Origin of the sequence: Herbaspirillum sp. SJZ107 (genome assembly GCF_006715485.1) — a bacterium.
GTDB lineage: Bacteria > Pseudomonadota > Gammaproteobacteria > Burkholderiales > Burkholderiaceae_D > Telluria.
Window position 1 is genome coordinate 584,162 of sequence record NZ_VFNH01000002.1, and the last position, 16,906, is coordinate 601,067.

Here is a 16,906-nt window from a genome sequence, read left to right on the forward strand (position 1 = left end):
CGGATACAGTGTTGCCAATAACATCAAGTTAACGCTTCAGTAGGCGATTCCTGCCGTTAATTGTTATGATATTAATGTTGCAATATCACGCCACTATTCGGCTTTCCATGTCCACTCCCAAGCCCTGGCTCGCGGCCTTGCTGAACATCGTGCTCAGTCCCTTCGGCCTGCTGTATGCGGGACAGGGGCGATTGGCCATACTGTTTTTCGTCGTCCAAGTCGCCATCGGCATCACGGCATTTGTCGCCAGTGGAAATGTAGTAGCCGTTCTCGGACTGCTGCAAATCGTCTTGATCGTCACCGGTGCGATCATCGCTTATCGCCGCGCCAGGGCCGCTGCCGACCAGCCCCGGCCCTGGTATGCGCGTTGGCGTGGCATGCTGCTCATCGTCATGTCGATGGCGCTGGTGGCCACGCTGTTGCGCATGTTCTTGTACGAGCCGTACAAATCACCGTCGACGTCGATGCTGCCGACGATCGGCGTGGGCGATCGCATCCTGGTCCAGAAGATCGGTTATGGACACGTCAGCACCTTCGGACTGCATCTCGCCACCCTGCCGCATACGGCAGCGCTCAAGCGCGGCGACCTGATCGTGTTCGACAGGCCGCTTAAGCCGGCCGAAACCTATATCAAGCGCGTGGTGGGATTGCCGGGCGATCGCGTGGCGTATCGCGATGGCCACCTGATTGTGAACGGGCAGGACACCCGTATCAGCCAGCTAAGCGATTTTGCCGACCCTGAGCTACCATATCTCTGGCGGCGCTACCGAAATCGGCTCGACGGGGTGCAGTTCGACACCCTGGCTAAAAATGAAGGTGAGGGCATGCTGCTGAAAGCGCGTCCGGAAGCGCCGAATATTCCTTTCATCGACCGCTGCGTTTATACGAACGTCGAGGTTCGTTGCGACGTCCCTGCAGGGCATTACTATGTGATGGGCGATCACCGCGACAACAGTGTCGACAGCCGCTATTTCGGTTTCGTCCGCGCCGACCAGGTGATCGGCAAGGTCGTCGGGATTTTCCGCGCTGACGGGTATTGAGACAGGCCTCAACGATGTTCTTCAACCCCCACCTGCCGGCACATATCCAGCACCGGGCAAGTCGAACACCTGGGCCGGGTCCCCGTACATATATGCTTCCCGAACGGCACCAGCAAGCGATTAATCGTGATCCAGTATTCCTGCGGTAATACCGTTTCCAGTGCCAGCAGCGTTTTCTCGGGCGTCGACGCCTTGACGTAGCCCCAGCGTCCGGTCACCCGGTGCACGTGGATATCGACGCTGATCACCGGCGTCCCGCAGGCCACGCCCAGCACCAGGTTCGCGCACTTGGGACCGACCCCGGCAAACGACAGCAGCACGTCGCGGTCGCCGGGCAGGTCGCCGCCGAATTGCGTTTCCACCTGGTGGGCAATGGCCAGTATCTGCTGGGCCTTGCGCTCATGAAAAGTACTGGGGCTGATCAGCGCATCGAGTTCTTCCCAACTCAGCTGGCCAATCGATGCAGGCGTGCGTGCCCGTGCAAACAGGGTGCGCGATACCGGCAGTGTCACTTCGTCATAGGTGCGGATCGAGATCATGCAGGCGAGCAGCTGTTCGAAGACCGAGGTATAGCCTTCTTCGGCCAGTTGGAACAGCGCCGCCTTGGGCCAGGGCTGCACGGCCTGCTCGATACGCTCGAGCGCGACGCCGATATCGAACGCTTGTTTTTCCATGGGCCGAGCCTCGCATCATTCATTGTCGGGAATGATGCGAGCATAAACCTTGCGCGTGCCGATTTCCGTTGCATGCCGCACAGGTAAAAAATCTATTCAATTGTCACAACGACGCTGGAAAATAAAAAAACGCTGTGGCCAGCAACAGAAAATGACCGGGATTTATCTACCGCTTGACAAAGGAATTGCCAGGATTAAATATTTAATATCTTTCCCTAATTCAAGCTGCCATGCCCAAGTTGATTCACGCGCTCTTTGCCGCGGTATGCATCACCACCAGCCTGCTCGCCCACGCCGACGATAAACCGAAAGTCGAAAGCTTTTTCGGCGACCCTGCCGTCAATTTCGCCACGCTGTCGCCCGGCGGCCATTACGTCGCCCTCCTGAGCCGCACCAGCGACGGCGGCCAGGCGCTGGTGGTGCGCGATACCGCGGACCTGACCAAAATGACCGTGGCCGCCACCTTCGATACGGCGCGCATCCATGACATCCGCTGGATCAATGAAAAGCGCCTCGGTTTCACGGTGATGAATCCGAAGCTGGATTTCGTCGGCAATCTGGACGAATTCGCGGTGGACCGCGATGGCGCGAATATCGTCCATCTGATTTCCGGGAGCTGGCGCCACGAGCAGGCCGCCCTCGGCTCGAATATCAAGGACAAGACGCTGACCGCCGATTACGCCTATTTCCGGGAAACCGAAGACGGCTCGGACGATATCATCGTGAGGCGCTATACCTTCAATAATGTCGACCGCACCGTGGAATCCTCGCGCCTGTATCGCCTGAATACGCGCACGCGCCAGCTGGCCGACCTGCTGCCCGGCGGCCAGCCGGCCCGGGTGCGCAGCTGGCTGCTGGATGCGGACAGCCGGCCGCGCGTCGCGCTGACCGAGGCCAAGGGACGCTGCGGTGTCTGGTACCGGGCGGGCGAGGATGCGCAGTGGAGCGAAATCAGCAACCGCGACTGCCTGAACGACGTGCGCTTCGAGCCGGTGTTCTTCGACAGCCGCAACACCCTGTACGTGCGCGCCGGCTACATGGGCCGTTCGGCCCTGTTCCAGTACGACCTGAACAAGCGTGAACTGGCCAAGGAACCTTTCGTCGACGTCGACGGTTTCGATTATGCCGGTGCGGTGGAGCAGGATCACGTCGCGCGCAAGATCATCGGTGTCCACCTGCGTGCGGATGCCGAAGGCACCGTGTGGCTGGATCCGGTCATGAAGGGGATCCAGCAGAAGGTCGATGCGCTGCTGCCGGGGACGTCCAACTTCGTCACCTGCGGCATCGATTGCGCGAACCCAGCGGCGGTGCTGGTGCGGTCGCAGTCCGACCGCCTGCCGACCAGCTTCTACGTGTATACGCCGGCGAACGGCAAGATCGTCGGCCTCGGCGGCATGCATCCCGACATCAAGGCAGCCCAGATGGGACGGCGCGAGTTCTACCGCTTCGCCGCGCGCGACGGCTTGCAGGTGCCGGTCTACGTCACCATGCCGCCGGGTAAGCCGACGGGTGCGCTGCCGGCCGTGCTGCTGGTGCATGGCGGCCCGTACGTGCGCGGCGCGTCGTGGGAATGGGAAGACGAAGCCCAGTTCCTGGCGTCGCGCGGCTATGTGGTGCTGCAGCCCGAGTTCCGCGGCAGCACCGGCTTCGGCTACGCGCACTTCAAGGCCGGCTGGAAGCAGTGGGGCAGGGCGATGCAGGACGACCTGGCCGATACCGTGCGCTGGGCAACCGGCAAGGGCTGGGTCGATGCGAAGCGGGTTGCCATCATGGGCGCGAGCTACGGCGGCTATGCGGCGCTGATGGGCATGATCCGCGATCCGGACCTGTTCCGTTGCGGCGTCGAATGGGCCGGCGTGACCGATCTCGACCTGCTGTTCACCGCAGTGGAGAGCGACATGTCGGACGATGCGCGCCGCTTCGGCCTGCAAACCCTGATCGGCGATCCGGTCGCCGACGCGGCGCAATTCGCCCAGTTCTCGCCGCTGCGCCGCGCGGCCGAGCTGAAGCAGCCTTTGCTGATCGCCCACGGCAGCGAGGACCGGCGCGTGCCGGTGATCCATGCGACCCGTTTCCGCAGCGCGGTGGCCGAAAAGAACCGGAACGTCGAGTGGATCAGTTATCCGAACGAGGGCCATGGCTGGCACACCGAAGCGACGCGCATCGATTTCTGGAAACGGGTGGAGGCCTTCCTGGCGAAGAACCTGTAACCCGCGCCATGCCCAGTGGTTACATCCGCTTGCATTTGATACCGAATCCGGCTTTCCCCGAGCCCGTCTTAACGTTACTCTATGGGCATGTTTGTTACAAAAATACCTAAGGGGAAAACCATGAACTTCAATTCGATTCGCAAAGCCGCTCTCGTCGCCGCATTCGTTACCGCCGGTGCCGCTCCAGCCATCAGCCAGGCCGCGCCGCAGTGCCAGAATTGCGGCACCGTCGTGTCGACCCACACCTACGAACGTGAAGCCGAGCGCGGCAGCGGCGTGGGCGGTGTCGGTGGCGCCGTGGTCGGTGGCCTGCTGGGCAACAAGATCGGCAGCGGCAACGGCCGCACGCTGGCCACCGTCGCCGGTGCCGTTGGCGGTGCTTATGCCGGTAACAAGCTCGAGCGCAACATCAAGACCGATACCTACACCGACATCCGCGTGAAGATGGCCCGTGGCGGCCACCGTACAATCACCGAGCGCGGCAATCCGCATCTGCGCAATGGCGATCATGTGCGCGTGCTGCAGGGCCGTGTAGTGCGCGACTGAGCGTAGTTGGGGCGCCCGCGCTACTTGAACAACGTCGTCCCCGCTTTCGCGGGCACGGCGTTTTTTGCTTTTACTTATCGTTACTACTGATCAATGCATCACCGGCAAAAACGCCGGATCCGGCGTATCCTGCAGCGCCCGCGGCAGATACAGCGTCACGGTCGTTCCTTCCCCAAGCACGCTCGCAATGCGGATATGTCCGCCGCTCTGCTTGGCAAAGCCGTGCGCCATCGATAATCCCAGGCCGGTGCCTTCGCCTTCCGGCTTGGTGGTGAAGAAGGGCTCGAAAGCCCGTTCCATCACCTCCGGCGGCATGCCGCTGCCGGTGTCGCTCACCGCCGCCGTCACGAATTCGCCGGGCCGGATGCCGGTGTTGGCCAGCGCGTCGCCGGGCGCCACCGTCAGGTTGGCCAGCGTGATCGTGACCTCGCCCTGGCGCCCCATGGCGTCGCGCGCGTTGATCACCAGGTTGAGCAGCACGTTTTCCAGCTGGTTGGGGTCGACCAGCGCGTACCACAGGCCGGGTGGCAGTGCGAAGCGGATCGCGACGGCGTCGCCCGCGGCGCGGTGCAGCAGGGTGTCCATGCGTTCGATCAGCTGGGCCAGGTCGACCACGCTCGGGTGCAGCGGCTGGCGCCGGGCAAAGGCCAGCAGCTGCGCCGCCAGCTTCTTGCCGCGTTCCACCGCATCCATGATGCCGACCAGGCGCTTGCGCTCGCCTTCGTCGTTGCGCAGCATCAGCTGCACGTTGGCGCTGATGATGTGCAGGATGTTGTTGAAATCGTGCGCCACGCCGCCGGTCAGCTTGCCGACCGCTTCCAGCTTCTGCGAGCGCAGCAGCGCCGCCCGGGCATCTTCCAGGCGCTGCTGGGCTTCCTTGCGCGGGCGGATGTCGCGCACGAAGGCGGTCACGCCGTAGCCGTGCGCGGTCGGCAGCGGGGTGATCGCGATTTCCACCGGAATTTCGTGGCCGTGGCGGTCGAGCGCGACCGTTTCGGTCGGGCCTTCCAGCATCGCGCACGCGCCATTGACGGCAAACTGCGCCAGGCAGGCGCGCTCGTGCTCGCGCCGCGAGGCGGGCACCAGCAGCTCGACCACGTCGCGGCCGAGGGCTTCTTCCTCGTGCCAGCCGAACAGCTTGCAGGCGCGCGCGTTCCAGTCGGTGATGCGGCCGTCCGGGCCGACGCCGACGAAGGCGTCGTAGGCGGTCTGCAGGATCAGGCGGATGCGCTGGCGGTCGGCGTCGATGCGGTCGCGCGAGACGCGCAGTTCCTGGGTCATGCCGCTGGCCAGTTGCAGGGCGCGGCGGCGTTCGCTGGCCAGCAGCCAGATCACGAGGCTGAGCAGCAGGCCGAGGCCGATGCCGGTCAGCGCGATCGCCAGCGTGGTGCGGCGCCCGGCGGCCTTTTCGAGGGCCGGCGAGGAGGCGATCACCAGCGTCCACGGATGGCCGGCGTTGTCGAGCTGCGCGGTGTAGCTGTAGCGCGGACGCTGGACGGCGCCCGCTGCCGCTTGCCGCTTGAGCGCGGCCGGCGAACGGTACAGCAGTGCCGCGGGCAGCGGCTGGCGGCCGTCGTAGATGGTCACTTCGAGTTCGCTGGCGTGCGCGCCGCCCAGGCCCTGCATCAGGTCGTTCATGCGGAACGGCGCGTAGACCCAGCCGATGATGGCCGCGCGCCGTTCAGCCAGCGTGGATTGCGGCAGGCCGGCGCGGTAGACCGGCACGTACATCAGGAAGCCGGGCTGCTCGGCCGCATGGCCTGCCAGCGGGCCTTCCTGCACCAGCACGACCTTGCCGGTGGAGGCGGCGCGGCCGCTGTCGCGCGCGGCTTCCATCGCGGCGCGGCGCACCGGTTCGCTGAACATGTCGTAGCCGAAGGCGCGGTGATTGCGTTCGTTGAAGGGTTCGATATGGGTGATCGCGGTGTACGGGTCGCGCTCGCCGGCGGGACGGATGTCGTAGTCGCGGAAGCCCTCGGCGCGCACGGCGGCCACGTGGGCGTCGAGCTGGGCGCGCGGCACGATCGTCGCGATCCCGAGCGCCCCGATGCCGGGAAAGCGTTCGTTGAGGCGCAGCACGCCGTAGTATTCGGCGAAATCGGCGCGGCTCAGGTCGACCGAGCCGCGCAGGAAGCCGCGCCCGCCGCGCAGCACCTGCTCGTAGACCGCCAGGCGGCGCCCCAGCAGCGTTTCGAGGTCGCGTGCACGGTAGTGGAAGGTGCTTTCGAGTTCGCTTTCGGTGGCGCGCTCGGCACTGTCCGCGACCATGTAGGTGACGACCAGCGACGCAAGGAAGACCAGGGCGGCCAGCAGCAGCGGAATGGATGCTGGGCTGCGCGCAGGGGCAGGATGGACAGGAGGCGCGGCGTGTGAGGAATCGGATGGCGGCATGTATACAATAGTGACAGACGAGACGCGACAGGGACGATCGTCAGTTCCGTTGCCGGCAGGGGACGCGCCGTCGCCAGAAAGCATACGCATCTCTGCCGATGGCAGGCGCACAAAAGGGCTTGTCATGGACAACCTGGCATTTACGATGCGCAATTCCTCCGGCTACAATCGACCACTATTTTCCTTCCTGTCATGATTCCCCATCCCTTTCGCTTCCTCACGGTGGCCGCATGAGCCTGGTACGCCGCGTGCAGCTGGCGCTGGCTGCGATCCTGCTGGCCGTGCTGGCCTGGGCCGCACTGGCGCCGCTGCGTTACCCGACCCGCGAACTCGGTTTCGATTTCCCGCGCACCCCATCGCCAACTGCGGCGCCGCAGCCTGGACGCGTCCGGGTGCCGGGCCAGGTGTGGCTGACCCTGGGCGTGCGCGACGTGCTGCTGCTGCGTAACCGCGACGCGGCGCCGCACGTATTCGGCCAGGTGCGGGTGCTGCCGGGCCGCGAATTCCGCCTGCCCTTCGAGCAGGCCGGCGAGTTTCCGTTCGCCTGCGACCTCGCGCCCGGCGCGCGCGTGCTGGTGCAGGTGCTGGAGCAGCCGGATCCCGGCTGGGCACGGCTGCGCTGGCGCCTGATGACGCTGTTCGATGCGCTGCGCACCTTGCCGCTGCAGGCGCCGGACGAGTGAGCTGAAGCGCCGCCGATCGCGCTCGTGATCGTGCTCCCAATCGTGCTCCATGCGGCGCGGCGAATCTGTCATGATGCCCGCATGGCGACGATCTCCTTACCCTTGTTCCCGCTCAGCACGGTCCTGTTTCCGGATGGCGTGTTGCCGCTGCAGATCTTCGAGGTGCGCTATCTCGACATGATCAGCCATTGCCTGACCGAGGACGAACCCTTCGGCGTGGTGCTGCTGACCCAGGGCCAGGAGGTGCGCCATCCGGAAGGCATCGAGCGCTTCGTCGGCGCCGGCACGCTGGCCTCGGTGCAGGACACGACGGCGTCCACGCCGGGCCTGCTGCAGGTGGTGTGCCGCGGCGGCACGCGCTTCAATGTGCTCGATACCGAGCGCCGCGCCAACGGCTTGTGGATGGCCGAGGCCGAGCTGGTCGAAGAAGACCACGCGGTGCGCATCCCGTCCGACCTGAAGGGTGCCGCCGATGCGCTCGACCGCGTGCTGGCCTCGCTGCACGACGTGCCGCAGAGCCGCTGGCCGGTGCAGCCGCCGTTCCGGCTCGACGATTGCGGCTGGGTCGCCAACCGCTGGTGCGAGCTGCTGCCGCTGCCGAACGCACAGAAGCAGAACATGCTGATGCTGGACAATCCGATGATCAGGCTGGAGCTGCTGCACGACGTGCTCGACGAGCACGGCCTGATCACTTCCTGACTGCTGCGGTGCGGTTTCGTTTGTAGGCTTACTGGCCGGTCGAGGTGCCGCTGCCGCCGCTGGTACTAGTGCTGCCGCTGCCGCCCGCCTGCAGCGACCCCTGGGTCGAACCCGAGACACCTACCGAAGACGCCGCGGCACCGATGCCTTGCACCCCGCCCGCAGCACCTTGTGGCAGGGCGCGTGCCGTGTCGCGCGCATTGGCCGCGCTCGAGGCCGCGTAGCCGCGGGTGCCGTCGACCTGGGCCGCGGCACCCTGGCGCAGCGGGGCCGCCATGCCGCGCGCGATATCGGCGCCGGCGCCCGCAACGCTGCCCAGCCCGCTTGCACTGCCGCTCAATTGACCGCTTGCCTGCCCGGAACCGGCCGAGGTGCCGCTGGTGCCGGCGCCGCTGGTGCTACCGCTGCCGCTGCCGCTGCCGCCCGCCTGCAGCGAACCGTTGGTCGAACCCAAGACTCCCAGCGGCGATGCCGCCGCGCCGATGCCCTGCACGCCGCCCGCCGCACCCTGGGGCAGGGCGCGTGCCGTGTCGCGCGCATTGGCCGCGCTCGAGGCCGCGTAGCCGCGGGTGCTGTCGACCTGGGCCGCGGCACCCTGGCGCACCGGGGCCGCCATGCCGCGTGCGGCATCGGCGCCGGCGCCAGCAACGCTGCCCAGTCCGCTCGCGCCGCCGCTCAGCGCGACGTCGCCATTGCCGGCCAGGCTGCCGCCGGCGTTGTTCCGGCCGCCGGCCGTGGCGCCCTCGTTGCGCACCGGACGGGGCGTGTTGCGAACCTGGTCCATGCCGGCGTTGCGGGTGGCCATGCCGCTCATGCCACCCATGCCGCTCATGCCGTGCATGCCACCGGCGGAACCGCCGAGCATGCCGCCGACCGAACCGCCGAGGCGGCCGCCGCCGAGGAGCTGGGCCTGGGCCGAAGCCGCGATGCCGAGGGCGAGGACGAGGGTGATGTTCTGGACGATGCGTTTCTTGTTCATGATGGATCTCCTTGAAGTGGCGCGGACTCTCCGCCGCCTTGTAAGGAAAACGTGCCGGCTCGGCTGTTTATTCCATCGTCCGAAAAATTTTTTAAAAAAGTTGAAAACTAGCGCAGGCTGGCCGGATCGGTGCGGATGTCGGCGCCGACGATGCCGCGGCCCAGGCCCTTGTCGGTACCATCGGTGGCGCTGCCATCGGCAGCCGCGCCGGTGGCCTGGCGTGCCAGCGCGGCGACGGCTGCGCGTGCGCGTTCGCGCTCGGGGCGCGGCAGTGCCGGCGCCAGCAGGCCGGCGACGATGGGTGCCGCGAACGAGGTGCCGCGCACCGCACGGTAGGGTGGGGTGCCGGGGCTGGCGCTGGCCATGTGGTTGCCGGGTGCGGCAAACTGCACCTGGGGGCCGCGCGCCGCTTCCGGCAGCGGGCGGCCGTCGCGGTCGACCCCGGTCACGCCGACCACGCCCGGGTAACTGGCCGGAAACAGTGGCGGGGCGGCCGGGCCGTCGTTGCCCACCGCGGCGACCAGCAGGTGGCCACGCGCGAGCATGGCCGCGACCGTCCGTTCGAGCACGCCGTTGGGCGGACCCACCAGGCTCAGGTTGATGACGCCGACCTGCTGGCGCGCCAGCCAGGCCAGCGCCTGGGCGATGCGTTCGGCCGAGCCGCCGGTCGGGCTGTCGCAGTAGATGTCGGCAGCGTACAGGGTGGCGCCGGGCACGGCGCCGCGAAAGCGCCCGTCGCGCCCGACCATCAGGGCCGCCACCGCGGTGCCGTGCGCGGCGGGATGGGCGCCACCGTCACAGCCCCAGGATCGGACGGTGGCGCCGCGCAGCGCGCGGTGATCCGCTTGTACGCCGCTGTCGACCAGTCCCATCCTGGGCGCCATGCCGGCCGCGGGCGATGGCGGGTCCGCCGCATCGGCAGCGGCCGCCGGCGCAGCGGAGGGCAGGGCGCCGCCGCTGCCCATATATAGATGGTTGAAATCGTAGTGGCCGTCCGGATCGAGGGCGCGCAGGCGTTCCAGCATGGCGGCGGTGGCGCTGCCGGCGGGCACGGCCAGCACGACCACCACCTGGTCCAGTTCTTCCAGCCGGTCTTCGCGCAGCACGGCCATGCCGGCCGCCTGTGCTGCCCGCAGGGCGGCCGGGGAGGGGTTCCAGGCCAGGATCTCGCCGCGCAGCACCGGTTCGCCGCGCGGGTCGGCTTCGATGCGGTCGGGATACAGGCGCAGCAGGCGTGCGCCCTGCTCGAAGCGCAGGCTGCGCAGGTCGGGCAGTTCGCGCCGGTCGACCAGGCGCTCGACCGGCCGGATCAACGAGCCGGCCTGGCCCAGGCCCTGGGACAGGCCGGACGGCAGGTTCAAGGGCAGGTTCGGGCCAGGCAAGTGCAGCTGGGCGGATGCGTGGCCGCAGGCGAGCAGGGCGCACAGGAAGGCAAGACGGTTCATGGTGGGATAATATGCTCTGAATCAACTAATGCAACTATAACGAACGGGGCGTGGAATAAAATCCCTCGCCCGCACGTTCTCCCATCGTGACCATGAGTAATTCGCTGGAAAACGACATCGCTGCCCTGCTGCCGCGCCTGCGCCGTTTCGCGCGTTCGATCACCTTTCACCGCGAGGATGCCGACGACGTGGTGCAGATCGCGGTCGAGCGTGCCCTGACCCGCAGCGCCCAGTGGGAACCGGGCACGCGCCTGGACAGCTGGATGTTCCGGATCGTGAAGAATGCCTGGATCGACGAGGTGCGTGCGCGCGCCCGGCGCGACCAGCTGTTCGCGCCGGAAGAAGAGGGGGAACATGTCGGTGACGACCGCGCCGAGGCGCAGCAGCAGCGCATGGCGATCGAACAGGCATTGCGCCGCCTGTCCGAGGAGCACCGCATGGTGATCGGCCTGGTGCTGGTCGACGGCATGCCGTACAAGGAAGCGGCCGAGGTGCTGGAGATCCCGATGGGCACGCTGACCAGCCGGCTGGCGCGGGCGCGCGAGGCGCTGCAGGCATTATTGTCCGACCGAACAAGGAACAAGGAATGAGCTTTTCCGACGAGACCCTGATGGCGTACGCCGACGGCGAACTGGAACCCGCGCTGGCGGCCCGGGTGGAAGAAGCCATGCGGGCCGATCCCCGTGTGGAAGAGGCGGTACGGCGCCACCGCGCCCTGCGTGGCGACGTGTTCGCCGCCTTTGCGGGCGTGCTCGACGAACCGGTGCCCGCGCGCCTGCAGCCCGCTGCGGCGCCGGCGACAGCTACCGAGCCTGCTTCCAAGCCCGCTTCCAAGCCTGTATCTGCGCCGGTTGCCGAAGCCGGTGCCGCCACCGTGCACAGCCTGGAAGCCCGGCGCGCGGCGCGGCAGGCGCAGGCCGCACGCCCGGCACCGGCCCGGCCGCGCTGGGGTGCGCTGGCGGCATCGCTGGCGGTCGGCGTGCTGGCCGGGGCGCTGGGCTGGCAGGCGTTCGACAATGCCGGACAGGCGCCGTTCGGGCGCCGCGGCGGCGCCATGGTGGCGCAGGGTGAGCTGGCCGATGCCCTGTCGCACCGCCTGGCCGCCGAGCCGGCGCAGGCGGACGCGGTGCGCCTGGGCGTCAGTTTCCGCGACCGCGATGGCGCCTACTGCCGCAGCTTCATGCTGGGCACGACCGGCGGGTTCGCCTGCCGCGAGGGTGGCGAATGGCGTATCCCGGTCATGGCGCAAGCCGAACAGGCGCAGGCCGGGGCCTACCGCCAGGCCGGCAGCGCGCTGCCGGCGGCGGTGCTGGATGCGATCGACCAGCGCATCGCAGGGGGCACGCTGGACGCTCCGGCCGAGCGCGCGGCACGCGACCGCGGCTGGCCGGGCGGGAAGTGATGCCGGGCTTAGGCAGCCTCAGGCTTCGACACTGACGCCGGCGGTCGAGGCGGCCGAAGCATCGGCGTCGCCGCTGTTGTCGGCATACGCCTTGAGCATGTGCAGCGCGTGCGCCAGTTCGCGCGCCGGGTCTTTCTCGCGTGCCGGTCCGGTCCCGGACGCCGAGCCGCTTTCGGTGCTGTTCCCGTTCTTGTCGATTTCGCCGCTCGCGACTTTCTTGTCGTAGGCCGCCTGCTCGGCGTCGCTGACGGTGCCGTCGCCGTCGGTGTCGGCTGCCGCGACGTAGTCGGTGCTGGTGGTACTGTCCGTGCTGTCGGTGCTTTCCGCAGCGCCGGCGCCACCCGCGCTGCCGCCGCCGCGCGGACCGCCGGCGCCGCGCATGCCGCCCGCCGGCGCCATGTCACCGGCGGCATCGGCTACGCTGACGCTGCCGTCATCCGACCCCGCTGCCGCTTCATCCGACGGCGCCCCGCCGGGCGGCGGACCCGGCGGCATGCCGCCTTGCATGCGCGACGCGTCGAACTGGGCGTTGAGCTGGTCGGAGAGCTTGCTCACCGCTTCGCTCAGTTCGCTCTTGGTGACCTTGCCGTCGCTGTCGCCGTCGATGGCGCCGAACATGTCGTCGACCGCGCTGGTGTCGCCGTTGCCGCTGCTGTCGCCGGTGGCCGAGAGGGCAGTGGCCAGGTCCGATTTGTCGATATAGCCCTGGTTCTTGGTGTCGAGCTTGGAAAAGACCGAATCGGTCCAGTTCGAGACACCGCTTGTGCTATTGCTGACGCTGGCAACCATGACATTCCTTTGTTTATGTTCTGTTATATCAATTATCGGATGCAAAAAGAGGGAATGAAGATTGCCATTTGTAAAGCCAGGTAAAACGATGTAAAGCGAACTTGTGCATAAATATCGGGCAGACGGCGTGCGAAAACAAAGGATTCCATATACAGGGGTTGCAATTTCGGGTAACCTTGAGCGCGGTTTAGACTCCCTTTGTCCGCGTCTACGTCCCAAGCCGCCACCGCGATCCGCCGCGAGCGCGCGTCCCGTCACCCCGGTTTTCCCGCGTTGGCCATGCCAGGGCTGCAGCGCTGCCGTGCAGTCAGGTCATAGACGCAACGATTTAATGCCTGAAAGAACACATGTCTGAAACACCGACCATTATTGACGCCGCCGGCGCACCGACTGTGCGCTTTGCCGATTTCGGCCTGGCGCCCGAGATCCAGCGCGCGCTGTCGGACCAGGGCTACGTGCATCCGACCCCGATCCAGGCCAAGGCCATCCCTATCGTGCTGCAGGGCCGCGACGTCATGGGCGCCGCCCAGACCGGCACCGGCAAGACCGCCAGCTTCTCGCTGCCCATCATCCAGAACCTGCTGCCGCATGCGAACACCAGCATGTCGCCGGCGCGCCACGCGGTGCGGGCGCTGGTCCTGACCCCGACCCGCGAACTGGCGATCCAGGTCGCCGACAACGTCAAGGCCTACGCCCAGCACACGCCGCTGCGTTCCACCGTCGTCTTCGGCGGCATGGACATGAAGCCGCAGACCGAGATCCTGCGCCGCGGCGTCGAGATCGTGATCGCCACGCCGGGCCGCCTGCTCGACCACGTCGAGCAGAAGAACATCAGCCTCGGCCAGGTGCAGATGCTGGTCATGGACGAAGCCGACCGCATGCTCGACATGGGCTTCCTGCCCGACCTGCAGCGCATCATCAACCTGCTGCCGAAAAAGCGCCAGAACCTGATGTTCTCGGCTACCTTTTCGCCCGAGATCAAGAAGCTGGCCTCGAGCTTCCTGAACGACCCGCTGACCATCGAAGTGGCGCGCAGCAACGCCACCAATACTTCGATCACCCAGATCCTGTACAAGGTCGACGAAGCGCAGAAGGCCGACGTGGTGCAGCACCTGATCCGCTCGCGCGACCTGAAGCAGGTGCTGGTGTTCTCGAACACCAAGATCGGCGCCTCGCGCCTGTCGCGCACCCTGGAGCAGGCCGGCATCAAGGCGTCGGCGATCCACGGCGACAAGACCCAGCAGGAACGCATCGCGGCCCTCGACGCCTTCAAAAACGGCGAGATCGACGTGCTGGTCGCGACCGACGTCGCCGCGCGCGGCCTCGACATCACCGACCTGCCGTGCGTGATCAACTACGACCTGCCGTACAACGCCGAGGATTACGTGCACCGCATCGGCCGCACCGGCCGCGCCGGCGCCACCGGCGATGCGCTGTCGGTCTATTCGGACAAGGACGAGCGCCTGCTGGCCGATATCGAGAAGCTGATCAAGCAGACCATCACCCGCGGCGAGCTGACCGGCTACGTGGCACCGACGCGCGGCCCGCGCGGCGAACGCGACAACGAACGCTACGGCGACCGTGCGCGCGGCCCGCGCCGCGACGGCGATGCGCCGCGTACCGATGCGCCGCGCGCCGATGCGCCGCGCAGCTACGACCGCGGCGGCGATCGTGGTGAACGCGGTGGGCGCGGCTTCGTACCGCGCCGCGAGAAAGTCGATCCGTGGTTCCTGAAGCCGTACGAGCCGTCGGCGGCGCCGCGCCAGGAGCCGGCACCGGCCCAGGCGTCGAGCCAGGCCAAGCCGAAGCAGAAATTGGCGGCGCTGCTGGGTGGCCTGCCGAAGCAGTAAGCCGGCAAACGATGTAGAAGGGGCGCCGTGCGGCGCTGAAAAAAAGGGGGCGCCGCAGCGCCCCTTGTCCGTTTACTTCAGCGCCGCCTGCACCTGTTCCAGCAGCGTCTCGTGGCGATAGGGCTTGGCCAGGATCTTGAGGTCGGTCGAACGGCCGCGCTCCGGCAGGTCGTCCATGTAGCCGGTGGTGACCAGCACCGGCAGGCCCGGATGTCGCCTGCGCGCCTTCTCGATCAGCTCCAGGCCATTCATCCCGCCCGGCATGATGACGTCGGTGAACAGCAGGCTGACCTCGGCGCCGCCTTCGATCAGTTGCAGCGCCTGCTCGCCGCTGGATGCCGAGAGCACCGTGTAGCCGGCCAGGCCCAGCACGCTGACGGCCAGTTCGCGCACGTCGTCGTTGTCTTCGACCACCAGCACGCTCGGCTTGTCGGCGGCCATGCCCAAGGATCCCGTCTTCGAGGCGTCGCTCTGGCGTACCGCGTGCGCGGTGTCGGCCGCGTTGTCGGCCACCGGGAAGATCATCTTGACCGTCGTCCCCTTGCCCGGTTCGCTCTCGATTTCCAGCTTGCCGTGCGACTGCTGCACGAAGCCGTGCACCATCGCCAGGCCGAGGCCGGTGCCGGGACCCTTGGTGGTGAAGAAGGGTTCGGTGGCACGCCGCAGCACTTCGGGCGGCATGCCGCTGCCCTTGTCGATCACGCACAGGGTCACGTAGGTACCGGGCGGCAGCCTGTGCTTGTGGATGCGGTCTTCCTCGCGCACGATCGCGGTGCCGACACTGACCTCGCCGCCCTCGGGCATGGCGTCGCGCGCATTGATCAACACGTTCAGCAGCGCCATCTCGAGGTGGGTCGGATCCAGCAGGCAGGCCGGCAAGCCGGGCCGCAGGTCGAGACGCAGCTCGACCCGGTCGCCCAGCGTGCGTACCAGCATCTCGGAAAACTCGACCACCAGTGAATTGATGTTGAGGCGTTTCGGTTCCAGCCGCTGCTTGCGGGCAAAGGTCAGCAGCTGCTGGGTGAGCTTGCCGGCACGCATGGCGGCGCGCTGGGCGCGTACCAGCGCCTCGCGCGCGGCGTTCGGGTTGTGCAAGCTGACCAGCGCCACTTCCAGGTTGCCGTTGATGACCTGCAGCAGGTTGTTGAAGTCGTGCGCCATGCCGGCCGTCAGCTGGCCGATCGCTTCCATCTTCTGCGCCTGCAGGTAGGCGTCCTGCGAGCTGCGGCGCTCGGTAATGTCCATCTGCGACGCGAAGAAGTACAGCAGCTGGCCCTCGGTGTCGAACACCGGACCCAGGAACAGCGCATTCCAGAAGGTCGTGCCGTCGGCCTTGTAGTTCAGGATGTCGACCGAGACCGGGCGCTGCTCATCGATCGCCTTGCGGATTTCACGGACCGTGCCGCGGTCGGTGTCCGGCCCCTGCAGGAATCGGCAGTTGCGTCCCAGTACCTCCTCTTCCTTGTAATGCGTGAGGTCGAAGAAAGCGCCGTTGGCGAACACGATCGGATTGTCGGGCTGGCGCGGATCGGTGACGACCATCGGCATGCGCGTCATCTCGACGGCGGCAAAGAAAACGTTGTTGCGGTCCTGTAAGCCTTCGCGGCTGATGAAGCTGGCCTGCCAGTGCTTGATGCCAGGCGCGCCGAGCGGGCTGTAGGCATTGCCTTCGACCTCGCCGGACGCAGGTACGCCTGCGCTCTGGCCGCCTTTTTCATCGAGGGGTTTTTCCAGTCCTTCTTCCTTGTTGCTACCCATTACCATCGCAGCGTCCCCGTTGGGTGTATTGTCGATGATTGTAGTAGCGGGAAGATGGACGCACTGTTAGGGAGCGCACCCAAGCACCGGTGTTGTTCAGACCGTGCGGTACCATTTGCCGCCGACGATGGCCTCCATGGCCTGGCGCGCGCTGGCGTTCCAGTCCAGGCAGGGCATGCCGGCCGACGACGGCGCCTCGCCGGCACGCCACAGGGCCAGCCATTCCGCCAGCGCGCGCGCCAGGTCGCCGGCGTCGCGGCCTTCGAAATAATGCGCATGGTCGCCGGCCACTTCGCGGAATACCGGCAAACCGCGCGCCACGATCGGGATGCCGTGGCGCGCCGCCTCGATCAGCGGCAGGCCGAAACCTTCGCCCTCGGACGCCGCCCAGCCAGAACAGGCGTTGGTCGCGTTCGGCATGGCTGCGCAGGCGCTGCATC

General features: G+C 67.0%; 15 protein-coding genes. 8 read left to right on the forward strand and 7 right to left on the reverse strand.

Translation table 11 applies throughout. From position 1 onward, the window contains the following. Window positions 1-107 precede the first annotated feature (107 nt). Window positions 108-1,040 carry a signal peptidase I gene (gene lepB / locus FBX97_RS12330; RefSeq protein ID WP_185748569.1) on the forward strand — a complete coding sequence of 311 codons (933 nt, stop codon included), beginning with the start codon at window positions 108-110 and terminating at the stop codon, window positions 1,038-1,040. Between the two features lie 8 nt (window positions 1,041-1,048). Here the strand turns inward: lepB and nth are convergent, their stop codons facing one another. Further along, a complete protein-coding gene (nth, locus tag FBX97_RS12335; RefSeq protein ID WP_141831992.1) occupies window positions 1,049-1,714 on the reverse strand; it encodes an endonuclease III in 666 nt (221 codons plus the stop codon). A gap of 230 nt (window positions 1,715-1,944) precedes the next feature. Between nth and FBX97_RS12340 the strand changes: the two genes are divergently transcribed. Continuing rightward, window positions 1,945-3,924 (forward strand): S9 family peptidase, encoded by a 1,980-nt coding sequence (locus FBX97_RS12340; protein WP_141831994.1) that lies wholly within the window; start codon window positions 1,945-1,947, stop codon window positions 3,922-3,924. A gap of 120 nt (window positions 3,925-4,044) precedes the next feature. Continuing rightward, on the forward strand, window positions 4,045-4,470 hold the full coding sequence (locus FBX97_RS12345) for a glycine zipper 2TM domain-containing protein (RefSeq protein ID WP_255517443.1): 426 nt from the start codon (window positions 4,045-4,047) through the stop codon (window positions 4,468-4,470). Between the two features lie 90 nt (window positions 4,471-4,560). Here the strand turns inward: FBX97_RS12345 and FBX97_RS12350 are convergent, their stop codons facing one another. Next, window positions 4,561-6,861, reverse strand: coding sequence for a CHASE domain-containing protein (locus FBX97_RS12350; protein ID WP_141831998.1), 2,301 nt, complete (start codon window positions 6,859-6,861; stop codon window positions 4,561-4,563). Window positions 6,862-7,091: 230 nt separating this feature from the next. Between FBX97_RS12350 and FBX97_RS12355 the strand changes: the two genes are divergently transcribed. Continuing rightward, window positions 7,092-7,544 (forward strand): hypothetical protein, encoded by a 453-nt coding sequence (locus FBX97_RS12355; protein WP_141832000.1) that lies wholly within the window; start codon window positions 7,092-7,094, stop codon window positions 7,542-7,544. A gap of 81 nt (window positions 7,545-7,625) precedes the next feature. Beyond that, window positions 7,626-8,243, forward strand: a complete 618-nt coding sequence (locus tag FBX97_RS12360) for an LON peptidase substrate-binding domain-containing protein (RefSeq protein ID WP_141832002.1) — start codon at window positions 7,626-7,628, stop codon at window positions 8,241-8,243. Between the two features lie 28 nt (window positions 8,244-8,271). On the opposite strand, the gene FBX97_RS12365 is transcribed toward FBX97_RS12360, so the two are convergent. Both FBX97_RS12365 and FBX97_RS12370 read right to left on the reverse strand, forming a co-directional pair. Further along, window positions 8,272-9,222, reverse strand: coding sequence for a hypothetical protein (locus FBX97_RS12365; RefSeq protein WP_141832004.1), 951 nt, complete (start codon window positions 9,220-9,222; stop codon window positions 8,272-8,274). A 107-nt stretch (window positions 9,223-9,329) separates the two neighbouring features. After that, window positions 9,330-10,667 (reverse strand): S8 family serine peptidase, encoded by a 1,338-nt coding sequence (locus tag FBX97_RS12370; RefSeq protein ID WP_141832006.1) that lies wholly within the window; start codon window positions 10,665-10,667, stop codon window positions 9,330-9,332. A gap of 92 nt (window positions 10,668-10,759) precedes the next feature. Here FBX97_RS12370 and FBX97_RS12375 point away from each other — a divergent pair, with 92 nt between their 5' ends. Together FBX97_RS12375 and FBX97_RS12380 are read left to right on the forward strand one after the other, a co-directional pair. Next, a complete protein-coding gene (locus tag FBX97_RS12375; RefSeq protein ID WP_141832008.1) occupies window positions 10,760-11,257 on the forward strand; it encodes an RNA polymerase sigma factor in 498 nt (165 codons plus the stop codon). Then, a complete protein-coding gene (locus FBX97_RS12380) occupies window positions 11,254-12,069 on the forward strand; it encodes an anti-sigma factor (protein ID WP_141832010.1) in 816 nt (271 codons plus the stop codon). Before FBX97_RS12375 ends, FBX97_RS12380 begins: the two co-directional genes overlap by 4 nt. An 18-nt stretch (window positions 12,070-12,087) precedes the next feature. On the opposite strand, the gene FBX97_RS12385 is transcribed toward FBX97_RS12380, so the two are convergent. After that, window positions 12,088-12,858 carry an EF-hand domain-containing protein gene (locus FBX97_RS12385; RefSeq protein ID WP_141832012.1) on the reverse strand — a complete coding sequence of 257 codons (771 nt, stop codon included), beginning with the start codon at window positions 12,856-12,858 and terminating at the stop codon, window positions 12,088-12,090. A 347-nt stretch (window positions 12,859-13,205) separates the two neighbouring features. Here FBX97_RS12385 and FBX97_RS12390 point away from each other — a divergent pair, with 347 nt between their 5' ends. Further along, on the forward strand, window positions 13,206-14,708 hold the full coding sequence (locus FBX97_RS12390) for a DEAD/DEAH box helicase (RefSeq protein ID WP_141832014.1): 1,503 nt from the start codon (window positions 13,206-13,208) through the stop codon (window positions 14,706-14,708). 72 nt (window positions 14,709-14,780) lie between these two features. On the opposite strand, the gene FBX97_RS12395 is transcribed toward FBX97_RS12390, so the two are convergent. Together FBX97_RS12395 and FBX97_RS30125 are read right to left on the reverse strand one after the other, a co-directional pair. Beyond that, window positions 14,781-16,466: a histidine kinase famiy protein gene (locus tag FBX97_RS12395; protein WP_255517444.1), complete on the reverse strand. Its 1,686-nt coding sequence runs from the start codon at window positions 16,464-16,466 to the stop codon at window positions 14,781-14,783. Window positions 16,467-16,562: 96 nt separating this feature from the next. Further along, window positions 16,563-16,886 (reverse strand): glycosyltransferase, encoded by a 324-nt coding sequence (locus FBX97_RS30125; protein ID WP_370457271.1) that lies wholly within the window; start codon window positions 16,884-16,886, stop codon window positions 16,563-16,565. Between the last annotated feature and the right edge of the window lie 20 nt (window positions 16,887-16,906).

Excerpts from the sequence above, each read along its gene's own strand:
- lepB (WP_185748569.1), top strand. The coding sequence starts at position 108 with ATGTCCACTCCCAAGCCCTGGCTCGCGGCCTTGCTGAACATCGTGCTC.
- nth (WP_141831992.1), bottom strand. The coding sequence starts at position 1,714 with ATGGAAAAACAAGCGTTCGATATCGGCGTCGCGCTCGAGCGTATCGAG.
- FBX97_RS12340 (WP_141831994.1), top strand. The coding sequence starts at position 1,945 with ATGCCCAAGTTGATTCACGCGCTCTTTGCCGCGGTATGCATCACCACC.
- FBX97_RS12345 (WP_255517443.1), top strand. The coding sequence starts at position 4,045 with ATGAACTTCAATTCGATTCGCAAAGCCGCTCTCGTCGCCGCATTCGTT.
- FBX97_RS12350 (WP_141831998.1), bottom strand. The coding sequence starts at position 6,861 with ATGCCGCCATCCGATTCCTCACACGCCGCGCCTCCTGTCCATCCTGCC.
- FBX97_RS12355 (WP_141832000.1), top strand. The coding sequence starts at position 7,092 with ATGAGCCTGGTACGCCGCGTGCAGCTGGCGCTGGCTGCGATCCTGCTG.
- FBX97_RS12360 (WP_141832002.1), top strand. The coding sequence starts at position 7,626 with ATGGCGACGATCTCCTTACCCTTGTTCCCGCTCAGCACGGTCCTGTTT.
- FBX97_RS12365 (WP_141832004.1), bottom strand. The coding sequence starts at position 9,222 with ATGAACAAGAAACGCATCGTCCAGAACATCACCCTCGTCCTCGCCCTC.
- FBX97_RS12370 (WP_141832006.1), bottom strand. The coding sequence starts at position 10,667 with ATGAACCGTCTTGCCTTCCTGTGCGCCCTGCTCGCCTGCGGCCACGCA.
- FBX97_RS12375 (WP_141832008.1), top strand. The coding sequence starts at position 10,760 with ATGAGTAATTCGCTGGAAAACGACATCGCTGCCCTGCTGCCGCGCCTG.
- FBX97_RS12380 (WP_141832010.1), top strand. The coding sequence starts at position 11,254 with ATGAGCTTTTCCGACGAGACCCTGATGGCGTACGCCGACGGCGAACTG.
- FBX97_RS12385 (WP_141832012.1), bottom strand. The coding sequence starts at position 12,858 with ATGGTTGCCAGCGTCAGCAATAGCACAAGCGGTGTCTCGAACTGGACC.
- FBX97_RS12390 (WP_141832014.1), top strand. The coding sequence starts at position 13,206 with ATGTCTGAAACACCGACCATTATTGACGCCGCCGGCGCACCGACTGTG.
- FBX97_RS12395 (WP_255517444.1), bottom strand. The coding sequence starts at position 16,466 with ATGGGTAGCAACAAGGAAGAAGGACTGGAAAAACCCCTCGATGAAAAA.
- FBX97_RS30125 (WP_370457271.1), bottom strand. The coding sequence starts at position 16,886 with ATGCCGAACGCGACCAACGCCTGTTCTGGCTGGGCGGCGTCCGAGGGC.